18 protein-coding genes are annotated in these 17,250 nt (G+C 43.9%); all 18 read left to right on the top strand.

Going from position 1 to position 17,250, the window contains the following annotated elements; all coding sequences use genetic code 11:
• Positions 1 to 9: 9 nt before the first annotated feature.
• A complete protein-coding gene (metX, locus tag MFMK1_RS14150) occupies positions 10 to 1,143 on the top strand; it encodes a homoserine O-acetyltransferase MetX (RefSeq protein ID WP_366922337.1) in 1,134 nt (377 codons plus the stop codon).
• Between the two features lie 107 nt (positions 1,144 to 1,250).
• Positions 1,251 to 1,697, top strand: a complete 447-nt coding sequence (locus MFMK1_RS14145; RefSeq protein ID WP_366922336.1) for an ACT domain-containing protein — start codon at positions 1,251 to 1,253, stop codon at positions 1,695 to 1,697.
• Between the two features lie 29 nt (positions 1,698 to 1,726).
• Positions 1,727 to 3,034, top strand: a complete 1,308-nt coding sequence (locus MFMK1_RS14140) for a homoserine dehydrogenase (RefSeq protein WP_366922335.1) — start codon at positions 1,727 to 1,729, stop codon at positions 3,032 to 3,034.
• The gene (thrC, locus tag MFMK1_RS14135; protein WP_366922334.1) at positions 3,035 to 4,087 is read left to right on the top strand and encodes a threonine synthase; all 1,053 of its coding nucleotides are present in this window, start codon (positions 3,035 to 3,037) and stop codon (positions 4,085 to 4,087) included.
• A 40-nt stretch (positions 4,088 to 4,127) separates the two neighbouring features.
• Entirely contained in the window at positions 4,128 to 5,051 is a 924-nt protein-coding gene (gene thrB / locus MFMK1_RS14130; protein ID WP_366922333.1) for a homoserine kinase, read from the top strand.
• Positions 5,045 to 6,280 (top strand): aspartate kinase, encoded by a 1,236-nt coding sequence (locus MFMK1_RS14125; RefSeq protein ID WP_366922332.1) that lies wholly within the window; start codon positions 5,045 to 5,047, stop codon positions 6,278 to 6,280. The genes thrB and MFMK1_RS14125 overlap by 7 nt, the downstream gene beginning before the upstream one ends.
• A gap of 185 nt (positions 6,281 to 6,465) precedes the next feature.
• On the top strand, positions 6,466 to 6,681 hold the full coding sequence (gene thiS / locus MFMK1_RS14120) for a sulfur carrier protein ThiS (RefSeq protein ID WP_366922331.1): 216 nt from the start codon (positions 6,466 to 6,468) through the stop codon (positions 6,679 to 6,681).
• On the top strand, positions 6,671 to 7,480 hold the full coding sequence (locus tag MFMK1_RS14115) for a HesA/MoeB/ThiF family protein (RefSeq protein ID WP_366922330.1): 810 nt from the start codon (positions 6,671 to 6,673) through the stop codon (positions 7,478 to 7,480). Before thiS ends, MFMK1_RS14115 begins: the two co-directional genes overlap by 11 nt.
• Before the next feature lie 100 nt (positions 7,481 to 7,580).
• Entirely contained in the window at positions 7,581 to 7,991 is a 411-nt protein-coding gene (locus MFMK1_RS14110; RefSeq protein ID WP_366924952.1) for a M67 family metallopeptidase, read from the top strand.
• A gap of 26 nt (positions 7,992 to 8,017) precedes the next feature.
• Positions 8,018 to 10,312 carry a sulfurtransferase TusA family protein gene (locus tag MFMK1_RS14105; RefSeq protein ID WP_366922329.1) on the top strand — a complete coding sequence of 765 codons (2,295 nt, stop codon included), beginning with the start codon at positions 8,018 to 8,020 and terminating at the stop codon, positions 10,310 to 10,312.
• A gap of 9 nt (positions 10,313 to 10,321) precedes the next feature.
• Positions 10,322 to 11,236: a cysteine synthase A gene (gene cysK, locus MFMK1_RS14100; RefSeq protein ID WP_366922328.1), complete on the top strand. Its 915-nt coding sequence runs from the start codon at positions 10,322 to 10,324 to the stop codon at positions 11,234 to 11,236.
• Positions 11,237 to 11,248: 12 nt separating this feature from the next.
• On the top strand, positions 11,249 to 12,313 hold the full coding sequence (locus tag MFMK1_RS14095; protein ID WP_366922327.1) for an aminotransferase class I/II-fold pyridoxal phosphate-dependent enzyme: 1,065 nt from the start codon (positions 11,249 to 11,251) through the stop codon (positions 12,311 to 12,313).
• A complete protein-coding gene (locus MFMK1_RS14090; RefSeq protein WP_366924951.1) occupies positions 12,297 to 12,479 on the top strand; it encodes a PLP-dependent transferase in 183 nt (60 codons plus the stop codon). The genes MFMK1_RS14095 and MFMK1_RS14090 overlap by 17 nt, the downstream gene beginning before the upstream one ends.
• Before the next feature lie 131 nt (positions 12,480 to 12,610).
• Entirely contained in the window at positions 12,611 to 13,174 is a 564-nt protein-coding gene (locus MFMK1_RS14085; protein ID WP_366922326.1) for a hypothetical protein, read from the top strand.
• Positions 13,175 to 13,185: 11 nt separating this feature from the next.
• Complete coding sequence (locus MFMK1_RS14080; RefSeq protein ID WP_366922325.1) at positions 13,186 to 14,616, top strand: SLC13 family permease; 1,431 nt, start codon at positions 13,186 to 13,188, stop codon at positions 14,614 to 14,616.
• Positions 14,617 to 14,631: 15 nt separating this feature from the next.
• Positions 14,632 to 15,240, top strand: coding sequence for an adenylyl-sulfate kinase (gene cysC, locus MFMK1_RS14075; protein WP_366924950.1), 609 nt, complete (start codon positions 14,632 to 14,634; stop codon positions 15,238 to 15,240).
• A gap of 15 nt (positions 15,241 to 15,255) precedes the next feature.
• A complete protein-coding gene (locus MFMK1_RS14070; RefSeq protein WP_366922324.1) occupies positions 15,256 to 16,944 on the top strand; it encodes an adenylyl-sulfate reductase subunit alpha in 1,689 nt (562 codons plus the stop codon).
• The gene (locus MFMK1_RS14065; protein WP_366922323.1) at positions 16,928 to 17,242 is read left to right on the top strand and encodes a 4Fe-4S dicluster domain-containing protein; all 315 of its coding nucleotides are present in this window, start codon (positions 16,928 to 16,930) and stop codon (positions 17,240 to 17,242) included. The genes MFMK1_RS14070 and MFMK1_RS14065 overlap by 17 nt, the downstream gene beginning before the upstream one ends.
• The last annotated feature ends 8 nt before the right edge of the window (positions 17,243 to 17,250 follow it).

Below are 17,250 nucleotides of genomic sequence, written 5' to 3'. Positions count from 1 at the left end.
GAGATGACTATGGATATGGGAAAAGGCGTTGGCTTAGTTGAAACAAAATACATTACAGTAGCTTCTCATCCCCATGAATTAACCCTGGAAAGCGGCCAGCATTTTGGCCCGGTGGAAGTGGCTTACGAGACTTACGGTGAGTTAAACCAGCGGGGTGATAACTGCATTATAGTACCCCATGCCCTCACCGGAGAAGCCCATGTGGCAGGGCGGCATACGCCGGAAGACCGCGTGGCCGGTTGGTGGGATGAATTAATTGGCCCCGGCAGGGCGTTGGATACCAATAAATATTTCGTAGTAGCTGCTAATGTTATTGGCGGCTGCTGCGGCACCACCGGCCCCAAAAGCACTAATCCCGAAACCGGCAAACCCTATGGTGCTGATTTCCCCTTGATTACTATCAGGGATATGGTCCAGGTGCAGTACCTGCTGCTTAAAAACCTGGGAATAAGGCGTATCAAAGCGGTTATCGGCGGCTCGATGGGCGGTATGCAGGTATTGGAATGGGCTCTAATGTATCCGGAAATGGTGGAAGCGATTGTACCCATCGCCGCTTCCGGCAGGTTGGCGGCCCAATGTATTGCATTCAATGCAGTTCAGCGCGAAGCAATAACCGGAGATTCTGATTTTAAGGGCGGGCACTATTATCCGGGCCCAGGCCCGATACGGGGCATGGGTTTGGCCAGGCAGATTGCCACCATTACCTATAAGAGTGATGAATCCTGGGCGAGTAAGTTTGGCCGAACCTTCTCCAGCATTAGGCCGCAGGATTACTACAGCCTAGATAACCGTTTCGAAGTGGAACACTACTTAGACTATCAAGGAGAAAAACTGGTACAGCGTTTTGATGCCAATACCTACTTGTATCTTACCAAAGCCATGGACCTGCACGATCTGGGACGCGGCCGGGGTGAATATAGAGAGGTATTTTCCCGGTTTCGGGGTAAGGTATTAAGTATCGGGGTCAGCTCAGATTTTCTTTACCCCAAGTATTATCAGGAGGAGATACATCACTTTTTTAAGCAAGCTGGCGCTGACAGCCATTACTGGGAATTGATTTCCCCTTACGGTCATGATGCATTCTTAATAGAGTTTAAAAAAATGTCCTTGAAAATCGCACAATTTATGCAAACGTTGTCCTAAACGACGGATTGTGAACTTTTTCTTCACCTATAACCCTTTCTGTGTTATAATGTCTACCATACATGGATTGTTGTACTCTGCAGGAGGACAGATAGGCGGGTGAAAAGATGAATTCGGACGGACAGCGTTTTTTTATTGTCAATGCGGCCATACTGCCTGAGGCTATTGTCAAGACTGCTAAGGCAAAAGAAGTGCTGGCCCGGGGCGATGCCGGTACCATTCATGAAGCCGTGGGCAAAGTTGGGCTTAGCCGCAGCGCTTTCTATAAGTATAAAGATGGGATTTTTCCTTTTCATAATGCTGCTAAGGAACAGATTGTCACCATTTCTATGATATTAGAGCATAAATCGGGAGTGCTATCCCGTATTTTGAACACCGTGGCAAATGTCCAGGGGAATGTCCTCACCATTAACCAGAATTTACCGCTGCAAGGGGTGGCCAATGTCTCAATCTCCATCCAAACGGTGGATATGTTGATGAGCGTAGAGGAACTTCTAAGTAAAATAAAAGAAATAAATGGTGTCAAGAAAGTGGAAGTAGTGGGGCAAACTTAAGGGCAAAGGATAAGAGAGGTGACTTTTAAATGGTAACTAATTCGCAAGCACCGATTAAGGTTGGTATGCTGGGCATGGGCACTGTGGGAAGAGGCGTTTATAAGATTCTGACAGGTAATGCCGATTTAATTACCGCCAGGGCCGGGAGACCAGTACAGATAGAAAAAATAGTAGTTCGGGATACAACTAAAAGTCGAGGCGTAACTGTACCTGACGGTGTGCTCACTGCTGACGCAGCAGCTGTATTAGAAAACCCTGATATCGATATTGTGGTGGAGTTGATGGGTGGTAATGAGCCGGCCAAAGAGTACATTCTTAAAGCCCTTAAAGCTGGTAAACAGGTGGTAACTGCCAACAAGGACTTGATTGCCGGGTACGGCAAGGAACTTTTTGATGCAGAAAAGGAACACGACACCGATTTGATGTTTGAGGCCAGCGTAGCAGGAGGCATTCCCATTATTCGCCCCCTAAAAATGTGCCTGGCAGGTAATAAGGTAACTGATGTAATGGGGATTATCAATGGAACCACTAACTATATACTTACTAAAATGACCCGCTTTGGCAGCGATTTTAATGATGTGCTCAAAGAGGCCCAAGCGCTGGGATATGCCGAGTCAGATCCAACCGCCGATGTGGAAGGTCATGATGCAGCGAGGAAGATTGCCATTTTGGCATCCATCGCCTTTAACACCCGGGTGACATCTAGAGATGTCTATGTAGAGGGTATTACCCGTATTGATGCCACTGATATTAAGTACGCTACCGAATTGGGTTATATCGTAAAATTGCTGGGTATAGCCAAAGAACGGGACGGCGAAGTGGAAGTGCGGGTTCATCCCGTATTTATTCCCGGCAGTCATCCATTAGCAGCAGTGAGCGATGCTAACAACGCCATTTTCGTAGCCGGAGATGCCGTGGGCGAGACTATGTTTTATGGTCCCGGTGCCGGTGAAATGCCGACGGCAAGCGCCGTGGTTGGTGATATAATGGAAGTAGCGCGTAACATTACCGGTGGGGTCAACGGTCGTATCAGCTGCACCTGCTTTGAAGAGAAGCCCATCAAGCCCATCGGTCTGGTGGAATCTAAATACTATCTGCGTTTGATGGTTAAAGACCGCCCAGGCGTATTAGCGAGCATTGCCAGCGTTTTGGGTAACCATAATGTCAGCATTGATACAGTGCTGCAGAAGCGTTCAGATGGTGATATCGCCGAAGTGGTACTGATTATTCATCGGGTGGAAGAACAAAACCTGCGTGATGCCCTTACCATTATGGAGGGTATGTCAATAACTAAAAGAGTAGCAAATGTAATTCGAGTTGAGGGAGAGGATGCGTAAATGAACTGGCCGGGAATTTTAGAAAAATACCAAGAATTTTTACCGATCACCGACAAGACCCCCCTCGTTTCCCTAAAAGAGGGTAATACTCCGTTGATAAAGGGTCAAAACCTTTCCGAAGAACTGGGTATCAATATCTACTTTAAATATGAAGGTTTAAATCCTACCGGCTCCTTTAAGGACCGGGGGATGGTTATGGCTGTGGCGAAGGCGGTGGAAGAAGGTTCAACTGCCATCATGTGTGCCTCAACCGGGAACACCTCCGCTGCCGCTGCCGCGTATGCGGCCCGCTGCGGCCTTACCTGCAGTGTAGTTATTCCCGAAGGTAACATCGCCCTAGGTAAGCTGGCCCAAGCCTTAATTTACGGCGCCAAGGTTATTGCCATCAAAGGAAACTTTGATGATGCTTTAAACATAGTGCGCAGCATTACCGAAAAGAATCCCATCACCTTGGTGAATTCATTAAATCCGTACCGCATCGAAGGCCAGACCAGTTCCGCCTACGAAATCTGCGATGTGCTGGGTGATGCGCCGGACTATTTGGCTATCCCTGTGGGTAATGCCGGTAATATCACCGCCTATTGGCGCGGTTTCAAACGTTATCAGGATGCAGGACGGTCCAAGAATTTACCGCAAATGATCGGGTTTCAGGCGGAGGGGGCATCCCCCATTGTGCAGGACAAAATAGTGGAAAACCCGGAAACTATAGCCACTGCTATCCGTATCGGTAATCCTGCCAGCTGGGAAAAAGCGGTGCAGGCAGCAGATGAGTCTAAGGGCTTTATCAAAGCAGTCACTGATGAGGAAATCTTGGCTGCCCAGCGCCTATTGGCATCCAGGGAAGGCGTTTTTGCCGAGCCGGCTTCAGCGGCGTCTTTGGCCGGTGTTTTGAAACAGCATCAAGAAGGTTTTTTTGAAAAAGGAAGTACGGTGGTATGTGTCCTTACCGGTAACGGTCTGAAGGATCCTAATACAGCAATTAAACAAGTGTCGGAACCCTACTCAGTGCCTGCCGATGAAGATGCGGTGCTGTCAATTGTCAACGGCAAGTAAAAGAAATATGCACTAAATCACAGCAAAAGAGGGAGCAGCAATGGTCAGAGTAAGAGTACCTGCTACGACGGCTAACATGGGTCCCGGCTTTGATACTATCGGTATGGCCCTAGAACTGTACAATTATTTGGAAATGGACGTCATACCATCGGGTCTGGAGTTTGATATTTCCGGTGAGGGCAGCGAATCTATCCCACGGGATGAGACCAATGTGGTATACCAGGCGGCTGTGAGGGTATTTGAAAAAAACGGTGATGAACCGACAGGATTAAAAATAAAGCAGGAAAATCAGATTCCCGCCTCACGGGGCATGGGTTCAAGCGCTGCAGCAATTGTGGCTGGAATGGTGGCAGCCAATGAACTGGCCGGCGGTAAATTGACCGAAGGCCAACTGCTGGAGCTGGCTGTTGCTATGGAAGGGCACCCGGACAATGTAGCTCCGGCTATGCTTGGCGGCGTAGTAGTGTCCGCGGTGCTGGATGAAAGATTATTCTATCGGAAGATAAAGCCGCCCCAACAGCTTAGCATGGTGCTGGCGGTGCCGGACTTTACCCTGTCCACCAGTATAGCCAGGGATGTGCTGCCCTTAAACGTACCGGTAAAAGATGCAGTATTTAATGTCAGCCGGGCCAGCTTACTGGTCTTGGCCCTTATTCAGGAGGATTACCAACTTCTGGGACAGATGATGGATGACAAACTTCATCAGCCATATCGGGTAAATCTGGTGCCCGGGATGCAGGCGGTATTTGATGCCGCTAAAAGAAGCGGTGCGCTGGCAGTGGCTTTAAGCGGTGCCGGCCCAGCGTTAGTGGCTTTTGTAACTGATAAAGACAAGTGTAAACTGGTAGGGCAGAGTATGCGGCAGGCTTTTTCTCAGGTCGGCGTAAACTGTGATACCCGCCATTTGGCGGCCAGCCCTACCGGTGCCCAAATAGAGAGAAAAGGAGAGTGGGTGGAATGCTAGTAGTACAAAAATTCGGCGGCAGCTCAGTAGCGGACCCCGAACGTATCAAGCGCGTGGCCAAAAGAGTGGTGGAAACCAAACGGGCAGGTAATAGCGTGGTGGTAGTAGTATCAGCTATGGGTGATACCACAGACGAATTAATCGGCTTAGCACGCCAGCTGTCAGATACTCCGTCCGAAAGAGAGATGGATATGCTGTTATCTACCGGAGAGCAGGTTTCAATTGCTCTTTTGGCCATGGCCATAGAGAACTTGGGGGAAGCGGCGGTATCGCTGACAGGCGCCCAGGCAGGCGTTAGCACCAATGAGGTTTATGCTAAGGCAAAGATTACCGGGATAAACTCTGAACGGTTGGATAAAGAGTTGGCTGCAGGTAAGATCGTGGTGGTAGCCGGATTTCAAGGTCGATGCGCTAATGACGACACCACCACTTTGGGGCGGGGCGGCTCAGATACCACAGCTGTCGCTCTAGCCGCTGCAATAAAGGCGGATGTCTGCGAAATTTTTACCGATGTTGACGGTGTTTATACCACCGACCCTCGAGTAGTGCCTCGGGCCCAAAAACTGCCCAGTATTTCTTATGATGAGATGCTTGAGCTGGCTAGTCTCGGCGCTTTGGTACTCCATCCCCGGGCAGTGGAATTTGCCAAGATATATAACGTCAAGCTGCATGTTCGTTCAAGTTTTAACCATAATACAGGTACAATAGTTGAGGAGGTGGCCTCCATGGAAAAAGAAATGGTGGTTAGTGGTGTAGCCTATGATTTAAATGTTGCTAAGATTGCTTTTTTCGATGTTCCAGACAAACCGGGTATCGCCATGAAATTATTCAGCGCTCTGGCCGCAGAAAATATCAATGTTGACATGATCATTCAAAGTACCATGCGAAATGATGTCAATGATATCAGTTTTACCATTGCCAAGGACGAACTGAATAAGGCCTTGCAGATATCAGACAGAATAAAGCAGGAAATCGGTACACCCGATTACGATTACGATGATAGTGTGGCCAAAATTTCTATCGTTGGCGCAGGTATGATCACCAATCCCGGTGTTGCTGCCTGTATGTTTGAGGCCCTGGCAAATGCCGGTATCAATATTCAGATGATCAGTACTTCAGAAATCAAGGTATCGTGCATTATTGATGCCGACAGTGTCAAAAAGGCAGTAAAAGTCCTTCATACTAAGTTTGACCTGGATGTTGAGGAAGAAAACTCAGCGGCGTCCTGATGCAGCTGGCCGTTTAATTTAAAATGGAACAGTTAAGCCCTTTACCGTTACCAGCGGTAAAGGGCTTTTTTGGGCCTTTTTTCTAATAACTATTGACAACACGGGCGTAAAATGATACTTTGTATAAAATAAATCCAATAATTCCTATTGAAATAATAGGGATTAATAAATGGAGGTATGTCACAATGAACGTTAAAATTAATGGTGACGACAAGCAGTTGGAAAAAGAAGCGAGCATATTGGAACTTCTAGAGATTGAGCAGGTAAAAATGCCTGACATGGTTTCTGTTGAGTTAAACGGTGATATTGTTGACAGGGAGAAATTTGAAACTACGATTATCAAGGAAAATGATCGGGTAGAGTTTCTGTACTTTATGGGGGGCGGAGCTATTGGACTTTAATGAACAGCAGATAGAAAGATATTCAAGACATATCATCTTGTCAGAAGTTGGCGTTCAAGGGCAGCAGCGTCTGCTCGATGCAAAAGTTCTTGTAATAGGAACTGGAGGACTTGGTGCGCCGGCGGCCATGTTTTTGGCTGCAGCTGGTATTGGTACCATTGGATTAGTAGATGGCGATGAAGTAGATTTATCAAACTTGCAGAGACAAATCATCCACCAAACTAAAGATGTGGGTAAGTTAAAGGTTATATCAGGTAAGGAAACGCTGAATGAAATGAACCCGGATGTGAACGTGGTCACCTACAATACCTTTGTAGACTCCTCAAATATTTTAGATATTATCAAAGACCAGGATTATGATTTTGTAATTGACGGTACTGATAATTTCGCAGCAAAATTTTTAATCAACGATGCATGTGTGATTGCAAAAAAGCCATTTTCCCATGCAGGCATTATCAGATTTAACGGACAGCTGACCACATATATTCCTGATGATGGCACACCTTGTTATAGGTGCATGTTTAAGGAACCGCCGCCGGAAGGAGTTGTACCTACCTGCCGTGAAGCCGGAGTGCTTGGCGTTATGGGCGGTGTTATCGGTACGCTTCAGGCTACGGAAGCTATCAAGTATCTGTTGGACCTTGGTAATAACTTAGCCGGATACCTGCTGACTTATGATGCTGTCAAAATGCAGTTTAGGAAAATTAAGGTTAATTATAAATCAGATTGTGCTGTCTGCGGCCAAGAGCCCACCATAAAAAATCTAATTGACTACCAGGGTCCCGTTTGTGATTTATAGGTCAGCGGACTTATCACTGGGGCAGAGTGTTGACTAGAAAAAGATTGTCCCGCTCGGGATTTATAAATACCCCAACCCCGAAAGGATGTCATTTTAAATGATAGTGAAGCTGTCAAGAGCGCAATATGACCAATTGGTAAAACAGGCAAGAGATGAATTTCCACTGGAGTGCTGCGGGTTGTTGGCGGGCAGAAAAATCCAGGAAGAAATTATTGTTAATAAAATTTTCCCGGGGAGAAATATGGACCAAAGCAGTGAACATTTTACCATGGATCCGAAAGAACAATTCGCGGCACTGAAGGAAATGAGAAACGAGGGTCTTGAATTAGTTGGAAATTATCATTCTCATCCTTATACGCCTTCCAGACCGTCGGAAGAAGATAAACGGCTGGCGTATGATCCCGGCATACTTTACGCAATCATTTCATTAAAGGAAAAAGAACCGGTACTTAATTTCTTTAAAATAGCTACTGGTGAATTTGTGGAGGAACTTGAATACTTATTGACCTAGTGTTGAGTTATTGAGGAGGCGGAACAGTGATTAAAATACCCCGGCAAGTCTTGGAAGAAGGAAAGAATTATCGAACCAAAGTGGAAGAATTGAAAAAGGGTCAGATCGAACCGGAAAGGTTCAAACCTTACCGCGTCGCCATGGGTATTTATGAACAAAGGGATAACGATACTTATATGGTCAGAACCAGAATTCCATCCGGTGTTACTAATCTCAGTCAATTGAAAAAAATAAGTGAATTAGCGAAAGAATATTCTCACGGATATATTCACTTTACCACCAGGCAGGATATACAATTTCATAAGGTCTCGTTGGACGATACTGTGAACATAGTGGAAGGACTTTTGGAGGCAGGTATTATTACCAAGGGTACAGGTGGGAATACGGCGAGAAATGTAGGTTGTTCTCCCCTGTCAGGAGCTGCTAAAGATGAGGTCTTTGATGTTACTCCGTATGCATTAGCAACCACTGAGTACACCCTTAATGACCCGACAGTCTTTAACCTTCCCCGAAAGTATAAAATAGCCTATTCGAATACGCCGGAAGATACGGGTAATGCGACCATCGCTGATCTGGGCTTTGTTGCCAAAATTAAGAATGGTAAGAAAGGTTTTGAGGTCTACGGCGCAGGCGGATTTGGTGCAGGTCCTATCGTCTCAGTAAAACTTTACGATTTCATACCTGCTTCGGAAGTACTGTATCATGTTCAGGCCATGAAAGAACTGTTTGAAAATGAAGGAGATAGAATTAATAAACATAAAGCTCGCATCAGATTTATTCGAAAGAGATTAGGGGAGGCAGGGTTCAAAGCAAAATATCTCGAGACTTTACAACAGGTGAAAAATGAAAAGAGATTGGATGTTTTTTTTAATAACTCTAATCCCAGTAAACCAATAGGCAAACCAAAGAAAAACTCCAATCCTTTAGTATTTGCACAAAGAAATGAAGGACTTTATGCTGTCTACATTCATCCCAAAAACGGTAACCTCAATGTAGATAATCTTGAACAAATTATTGATTTTGCAGCGGATCTGGACTACGAACCTACGGTGAGATTGACCAACACCCAAGGCTTTTTTGTGAGAGATTTAACCGGGGAGCATGCTGAAGAACTGTTACAGTTAATAGCCCCATTCACTTCTCCTTTTGATGTTGATAACTCCATCGCATGTGCCGGTGCGGCAACTTGCAAGCTGGGCTTAGGGTTATCACAAAACCTGCTGACTGCTATCAGACATAGATTTGCAAATGTTGATGAAGAGATAAAAAGGCAGCTCCCGAAAATCTTTATTTCCGGATGCCCAAATTCTTGCGGGCAGCACCATAAAGGCGAGATAGGACTGTTCGGAAAGGCTAAAAGAGTAGAAGACGGATTGATTCCAATGTACTCGGTATTATTTGGTGGTGCTGTTGGTGTCGAAAAGGCGGTCTTGGGTACGGAATACGGTGCTGTCCCCACTAAAAAGATACCTGATTTCTTATACCGATTGGCAGATTTTAAGCGTGAAACCGGAATTTCTGACTTCGCTGAATTTGTAGCAAGGGAAACTGAAGGTATCAAAAGCCTTATTCATGATTATTCCGGGATAGAATCGGAAGCAGAAAACCCTGAGCTTTATTATGATTTTGGTTCAGAGGAAAAATTCTCACTGAAAGGCAGAGGGCCGGGTGAATGCAGTGCAGGGGTGCTGGACGTCATCAAACTAGACATTTCTAATGCACACACACACCTTAGTGAGTACGGGACAACAAAAGAATCTTCAAAGCTTTATGACGCCAGTGTATCAGCAGCCAGAGCATTATTGATTTTGCAGGGTGTGGATACGACAAAAGATAGATTGATATTCAAAGAATTTATTAACCACTTCGTCGATACGGGTTATGTAACAGAAAATATCAAAGACGTAATTAACGAACTCCTGGATTACAAGCTTGGCGATGTGGATAATCTGGAAAGACATTATGAAGATGTGAAGTATCTGGTTGGTAAGGTCAATCAAATGTTTGAATCTCTTAATCCGAAACTTGAAATAACTTTATCAAAAGAGAGTGTTAACGAATATGGTGAAGTGGGTCATCATCAAGATAAGGATTTATCGGTAAACATAATTGACCTGACAGGCGTTAAGTGCCCGATTAATTTCGTTAAGGCCAAAATCGAATTAGAAAAAATTAATTCTCAGGAAACCCTTGGCTTCAAACTGGATCATGGCGAGCCCATCAAGAATGTTCCCAAGAGTCTAGAAGCGGAAGGACATGAGATTATTAAAATTGATGACAACTATGATGGGTGTAATCTTCTTGTTGTCAGGAAAGTGTAGGGTGACAAAATGCTTTATGATAATATTCTTGAAACCATCGGTAATACGCCCACGGTAAGGCTTGGTCATATGGCAGAGGACGCCGCTGCTGAGGTATATTTAAAGCTAGAAATGTTTAACCCCGGCGGTTCCGTTAAAGACAGAATTGCCTGTAGCATGGTTGAGGCTGCGGAAAAAAACGGGCTGATTAAACCGGGCGATACTATGGTAGAGCCCACAAGCGGCAATACGGGCATAGGCCTTGCCATGACCGCAGCGACCAAAGGATACAAATTGGTTCTTACCATGCCGGAATCAATGTCATTGGAAAGAAGAAAACTGCTTCAGGCTTATGGCGCAGAAATTATCCTGACCCCAGCTCCTTTAGGGATGAACGGGGCAATTGAAAAGGCAGTGGAGCTTGTAGAGCAAAAAGGTTATCTGATGCTGCAGCAGTTTGAGAATCCTGCCAATCCTGAGGCGCATCGTGAAACCACTGCCCAGGAGATATTAAAAGACTTTGGTTTGGATCTTCATGCTTTTGTGGCAGGGGTAGGCACCGGTGGAACCATATCCGGTGTAGGAGAGATTTTAAAAGAAACCATTTCCGGCATAAAAATTATTGCCGTTGAGCCTGAAGCCTCAGCGGTACTATCCGGGCAGGAAGCAGGCCCTCATATGATTCAAGGGATAGGGGCCGGTTTCATACCCAAAACGCTAAATGTAGATATTTACGATGAAGTAATTAAAGTCAGCAGTAAAGCAGCTCTTGAAACAGCCAGAGAACTTGCCCGTAAAGAAGGTATTCTTGCCGGTATCTCTGCAGGTGCAAATTTATATGCTGCCCTGCAGGTGGCAGAAAGATTGGGTAAAGGGAAAAAAGTATTGACGATAATTCCGGATACCGGAGAAAGATATTTTTCTACTACGCTGTTTGGAGATTGAGAAGGTGATTGGATGGAATTTCAGACAAAACTAATCCACGGCAATTGGACAGGAGATAATCATACGGGCGCGACTAACGTACCCATCTATTATTCGAATGCCTTTAAGCATAAAACTGCTAAAGAACTTGAACACATTTTCGCCGGCAGGGAAGCCGGTTACGTCTATTCTCGCATAGCCAACCCCAGCGTCGAAGCGTTTGAAAAGAGAATTGCCGCCGCAGAAGGAGGCGTCGCAGCAGTAGCCACAGCTTCGGGGATGTCTGCAATCTATCTTGCAGTAATGAATATCCTCAAACCCAACGATGAGATTATTTCCTCTTCCGGTGTATTTGGCGGGACATACAACCTTTTTAAACACCTTGAAGATTATCAGCTTAAGGTAAAATTTTTAGAGACGCTGGATGAAGAAAGCTTAGGCAGTGAAATTAGCGACAGGACTAAAGTGGTATTTGCCGAGACAATTGGTAATCCAAAGCTTGATGTGCTGGATATGGAAGCGGTAGCAAAAGTATGTCAAAAAAAGAACATTATTTTTATAGTAGATTCAACAATAACGACTCCTTACCTGATAAGACCTATCAGCTATGGGGCAGATGTGGTCATCCATTCAACTTCCAAGTATATCAACGGGAATTCCAATGCCATCGGTGGAGTTATTGTGGACGGAGGCAGTAAAAAGTACGGTGACGATAAATTTAGCGGTTTTAGCCAGTATGCAAAACGTTTTTCCAGGTTTGCATTTACAGCTAAGCTGCGAAAAGAAATAGCAAAAGATATAGGTGCCGCATTATCTCCGATGAACAGCTTTTTAAACTTGGTCGGCATTGAAACGCTGGGACTGAGAATGAAAGCACATTGTGCTAATGCTGGGGAACTCGCCCAGTATCTCAGCACGCATCCTAAGATTAACGGGGTCAATTATCCTCTGCTTAACAATTCAAGTTATTACGGTTTAGCTAAGAAGTACTATGAAAAAGGTGCCAGCGCGATAATTACCTGCAGGCTTGGAAGCAAAGAAAAGGCGTTTAATTTTATAGACAATCTAAAACTCACAAAACCTGGTAAATGTAGGTGATTCAAAAACCTTAATAGTTCATCCTGCTTCTACCATTTGTGCTGACAATACGGAGGCAGAAAAATTACAAATGGGCGTCTATGAGGACTTAGTAAGAATATCTATAGGGATAGAAGATTCAAAAGATATCTTGGCAGACATAGACCAGGCATTAAAAGTAGTTTGAAGAGATGTTTCAAAGTTTACTGCATGATGGAAATTTTTGAATAACGTACCTTAAGGGAGGGGGTTATTATTAATACCATTCGGATAGTGGAGGACACTCCGAAACAAACTGTGCTGGATTTTATTGAAGATGTGATTACAACACATCAGACAAAATATATAGTCCTATCCTTCCAAGATGAGCTAAGCGGCAGTGACCGAAAAAAAACTGTAGAAATGATCAAAAAACACTTTGATATCTTTATTATTCTCAAGTCAGACATGCCAAATCATAAGCAGCTGATAGAAGAGTATTTTTCATATGGTGTACACGGTTTGTATTTTGCTTCAGATATTAATCTCTGCTCCAAACAGCACTTGGAAATATTGACGTTTGCTGTGGACTTATTTGTTCGCGGTTGGGTTTTTGCGAATACGGCAAATGATAAAGAGCTGATAAAAAAATTATTAGCAATGAAAATTATTCCCGTACCCGTGAAATATGATGCCAGACTGAGCAGCTACATTAAGTCCCACAAATGCTACAATAAGTTTTCTTCCAATATGCTGAAGGTAATACCCTTGCTGGATAGGGGCCAGGCTGACTATTCTCTGACAGACAAAATCAAACTGAAGACGCTGTTGGAAACGATGAATTTAAGGCAAAAGCTCAGGGTTAAAAACATAGACGAGTCATTTGGATCCAGCGGATTGTAGGAGGAAACGTGGTGAAAAGCAAGGTTTATATAGATAGAAGGCCGTTACCGGCGCTGTTTTTAATAGAATATAAGAATGCAATTTTGCTATTATTTTCTTTTGCTTTGTTTTTCATATTCATTTCCAATAAAAGCATCCCCCAAGGTATGTCTGTTCAGGCCTACCAGGCATTGGTCATTTTTATATTTGCCAACTTTTTATGGATAACCAATGCTATTCCTCTAGCTATTACCAGCCTGATGATTATGGGGCTTTTGGCTTCATTTAATGTGTTGGCAGCGGAACAAGTCTATTCGTTTTTTGGGAATAAAGCAGTCTTTTTTATCATCGGTGCTTTTATTATTTCCGCCGGTATTTCCGGCTCCGGGCTAAATAAAAGAGTTTCATATTATGTTTTATCAAGATTTGGCGATAAACCGGAGAATTTAGTTCTTTCAATTTTTTTCTTAGCAGCTTCTCTGTCCCACATTATGCCGGAACACGCGGTAGCTGCCATGCTTTTTCCTATTTTAATATCAATAAGCCGAAGATTGGAATTAAGAAATAATTCCATTTTAGGAAAATACATGTTCTTTGCCTTGGCGTGGGGAAGCGTTCTAGGTGGCGTGGTTACTTTTTTGGGCGGTGCAAGAAATCCTCTTGCTGTGGGGATTTTGGAGGAAACTACCGGTCAGAGTATCGGTTTTTTGGAGTGGATAGTTACGGTTGCTCCACCGGTATATTTAATTATGATACTGGTGGCTTTCTATCTTAAATATACGGTAAGGGCCTCCACTCGCGATACGGAAATTTTGAAAGAACTGTTCACAGGTGGTAGAGAAAGACTAGGTAAGATTGACCTAAAAGAAATCAAGGCATTGGTTATCTTAGTCGGAACAATTTATATGTGGATATTTGAAAGTAATAGATTTGGCATTGCAAATGTGGCTCTCATCAGTGCAGCGCTGTTCTTTGTTTTAAATGTAATCAGCTGGGAGGACGCCAAAAAGGAAATTAACTGGGGTGCGATTTTTATGTATGGAGGCGCAATAGCCCTGGGTAAAGCATTGGTAGAGACGGGTTTATTGGATTATATAAACCAAAACTTCCTTGCCAAGATGGATTTTTCCACTTTGGGTTTCTTGATTGTTGTTTTTACCATCAGTGTATTTCTTACCGAGGGTATTTCCAATGCCGCAGTTGTTGTTATATTGCTGCCGCTAATTATCCAGGCAGCGGTGATGCTAAATCTTCCCCCGGCTTTGGCAGTCTATATAGTAGCCGTACCTGCGGGTTTGGCTTTTATGCTGCCCATGAGTTCGCCTCCTAATGCTATTGCCTTTTCTTCCGGGTTTATCAAACCCCATGAGGCGATGAGGATAGGGTTTGTGCTAAATGTCGTCAGTATTGCAGTGGTTACCCTTTTTGCCTTAACTTATTGGCGGGTCATCGGAATTTATTAGGAGGTCGTAACCTTGATACACGGAAAAAATATAGTTTGGCATGATACAAATATCAAACAAGAAGATCGAGAAGCTTTGCTGCAGCAAAAAAGTGTAGTCTTATGGTTTACCGGTTTATCCGGATCCGGTAAGTCCACCATTGCCAATGCCGTGGAAAAAAGATTAGCTGCATTGGGCAGGCTTACTTATTTGCTGGATGGTGACAACGTCAGGCACGGTCTCAATAAGGACTTGGGGTTTGGTGTCAGTGACCGCGTTGAAAACATAAGGAGAATTGCCGAAGTATGTAAATTATTTCTGGACGCCGGTATTATTACGCTTACCGCTTTTATTTCGCCGCTGGCAGCAGATAGAGAAAATGCGAGACAACTGATGGGAGATAGGTTTATCGAGGTATTTGTAGATTGTTCTTTAAAAGCATGTGAAAGCAGAGACCCCAAAGGACTTTATAAAAAAGCCAGAGCTGGGGAGATAAAAGACTTTACCGGGATAGATTCCCCATATGAGAAACCTGTCAATCCCGAGATTGTTATTATTTCGGACAAACAAAGCATAGAAGATTGTGTGGATGACATAATTAATTACTTATTAGCGCAAGGGCATTTTAAGGATGTTACTTTGTAAAGGAGTTGAACGGCTGTGAACTTTGACCTAAAGACTTTAGAAACAGATGTATTAATTATCGGCGGCGGAACCGCCGGGTGTTACTGCGCCCTTACCATAGCCGAAAATTCCAATTTACAAGTATTAATTGCGGATAAAGCCAATATCAAAAGGAGCGGTTGTTTAGCTGCAGGTGTAAATGCTTTGAATGCCTATATTGGTAAAGGCGAAACTCCCGAAACTTTTGTTGACTATGTGAAAAAAGACTCCGAGGGTATCATTCGGGAAGATTTGGTTTACAGTGCGGCAAAACGCCTTAATAAAGCAGCCAAAAGGCTTGAAGCTTTGGGGTTGCCAATTTTTAAGGATGAAAATGGAGAGTATGTTCAAAGGGGAAAAAGAAGCATTAAAATTAACGGTGAAAATATAAAGCCTCTTCTTGCCAAAGCAGTAACAAGTCAAGATAATACGGCTGTTTTGAATAACGTTAATATTGTGGACTATTTGGTTAAAGATGACCGTGTCTTAGGGGCCATTGGTTTTTCGTTGAACGAAAATATTATTTACGTAATTCATGCTAAACAAACCATATGTGCAACCGGCGGGGCATCAGGGCTATACAAACCTAATAACCCTACTTTTTCCAGACATAAAATGTGGTATAGTCCCTTCAATACAGGAGCCGGATATGCCATGGGAATTAGGGCCGGTGCTGAGATGACCTCTTTTGAGATGAGGTTTATCGCCTTAAGATGTAAAGATACCATAGCACCTACCGGTACTATTGCTCAGGGTGTTAATACGGTTCAAATTAATGCCAAAGGTGAGGAATATTTAAAAGACAGCCAGATATGCAGCACCCATTTAAGGCTGTACGCTACTGTTATGGAAAATGTTAAAGGCAGCGGCCCGTGCTTTTTAAAAACAAAGGGAATTACAGAGGGCCAACAAAGTGAATTGTTCAAAGCTTACTTAAACATGGCTCCGGCTCAGGCATTAAAATGGCTGGAAAAAAACACTGGTCCGGCAGAGGAAAATGTTGAAATAGAGGGAACTGAGCCATACATTGTGGGCGGCCATGCAGCCAGCGGTTACTGGGTAGACCATGCCAGGAAGACAACATTGAAGAATTTGTATGCCATCGGCGATGCTGCCGGCGGCAGTCCCAAAAAATACGTGACCGGCTGCCTCGCGGAAGGAGAAATAGCAGCCACGTCGGTAATCGAAACCATAGAAACGGCGCAAATTCACCAATTAGACCCCGAAAAAATAAGTAAAAAAATTAGCTGTATAGATCACTTTTTTTACAATGACTCACCGCTATACAGTATTGAAGAGGTTGAGGAAACAATGCAAAAAGTTATGGACGAATATGCAGGTGGTATTACTACGGCTTACACCTATAGCAGAAATAAATTAGGTATTGCTGCTGAGCGGATAGAGGAACTGCTGAAAACCGCGGCTGACTTAAAGGCTGAGACCCTGCATGAATTATTATCTATCTGTGAAATCATTGACCGTTTATATGTATGTGCCGTATTGATCAGACATCTTGAAGCAAGAAAGGAAACCCGATGGAGATGTTATCAAGAGAACATTGATTATCCCCAAAAAGATGACCAAAAGTGGATGAAGTACGTAAATTCGATTTATAAAGACGGCCGGGTACAAATTCTCTTGAGAGACTTGGTTGGGAGGGATGAAATTTATGAGCATACTAATTGACCCAGCTAAATGCATTTCATGCGGCCGCTGTTGTAATATTTGTCCCGGTAATCTGATTGAAACGGGCAATACTGATAAAGCATTTATCAAGTATCCGACAGAATGTTGGGGGTGTACCGCCTGCCTGAAAGAATGCCCGGCAGGTGCGATTAAATACTACCTAGGTGAGGACATCGGTGGTAAAGGCGGTTATTTATACACTAAAAGTCACCAAGACTGCATTAATTGGCATATCGTTAGTTCCGATAAAAAGAGATATCATATACAAATCAATAAACAAGAATCCAACAAATACTAACGGGGGGA

It is taken from the genome of Metallumcola ferriviriculae, assembly GCF_035573695.1.
Lineage (GTDB): Bacteria > Bacillota > JADQBR01 > JADQBR01 > JADQBR01 > Metallumcola > Metallumcola ferriviriculae.
Note: the sequence above shows the minus strand (reverse complement) of the source record. Positions and strands in the feature narration are given on the sequence as shown.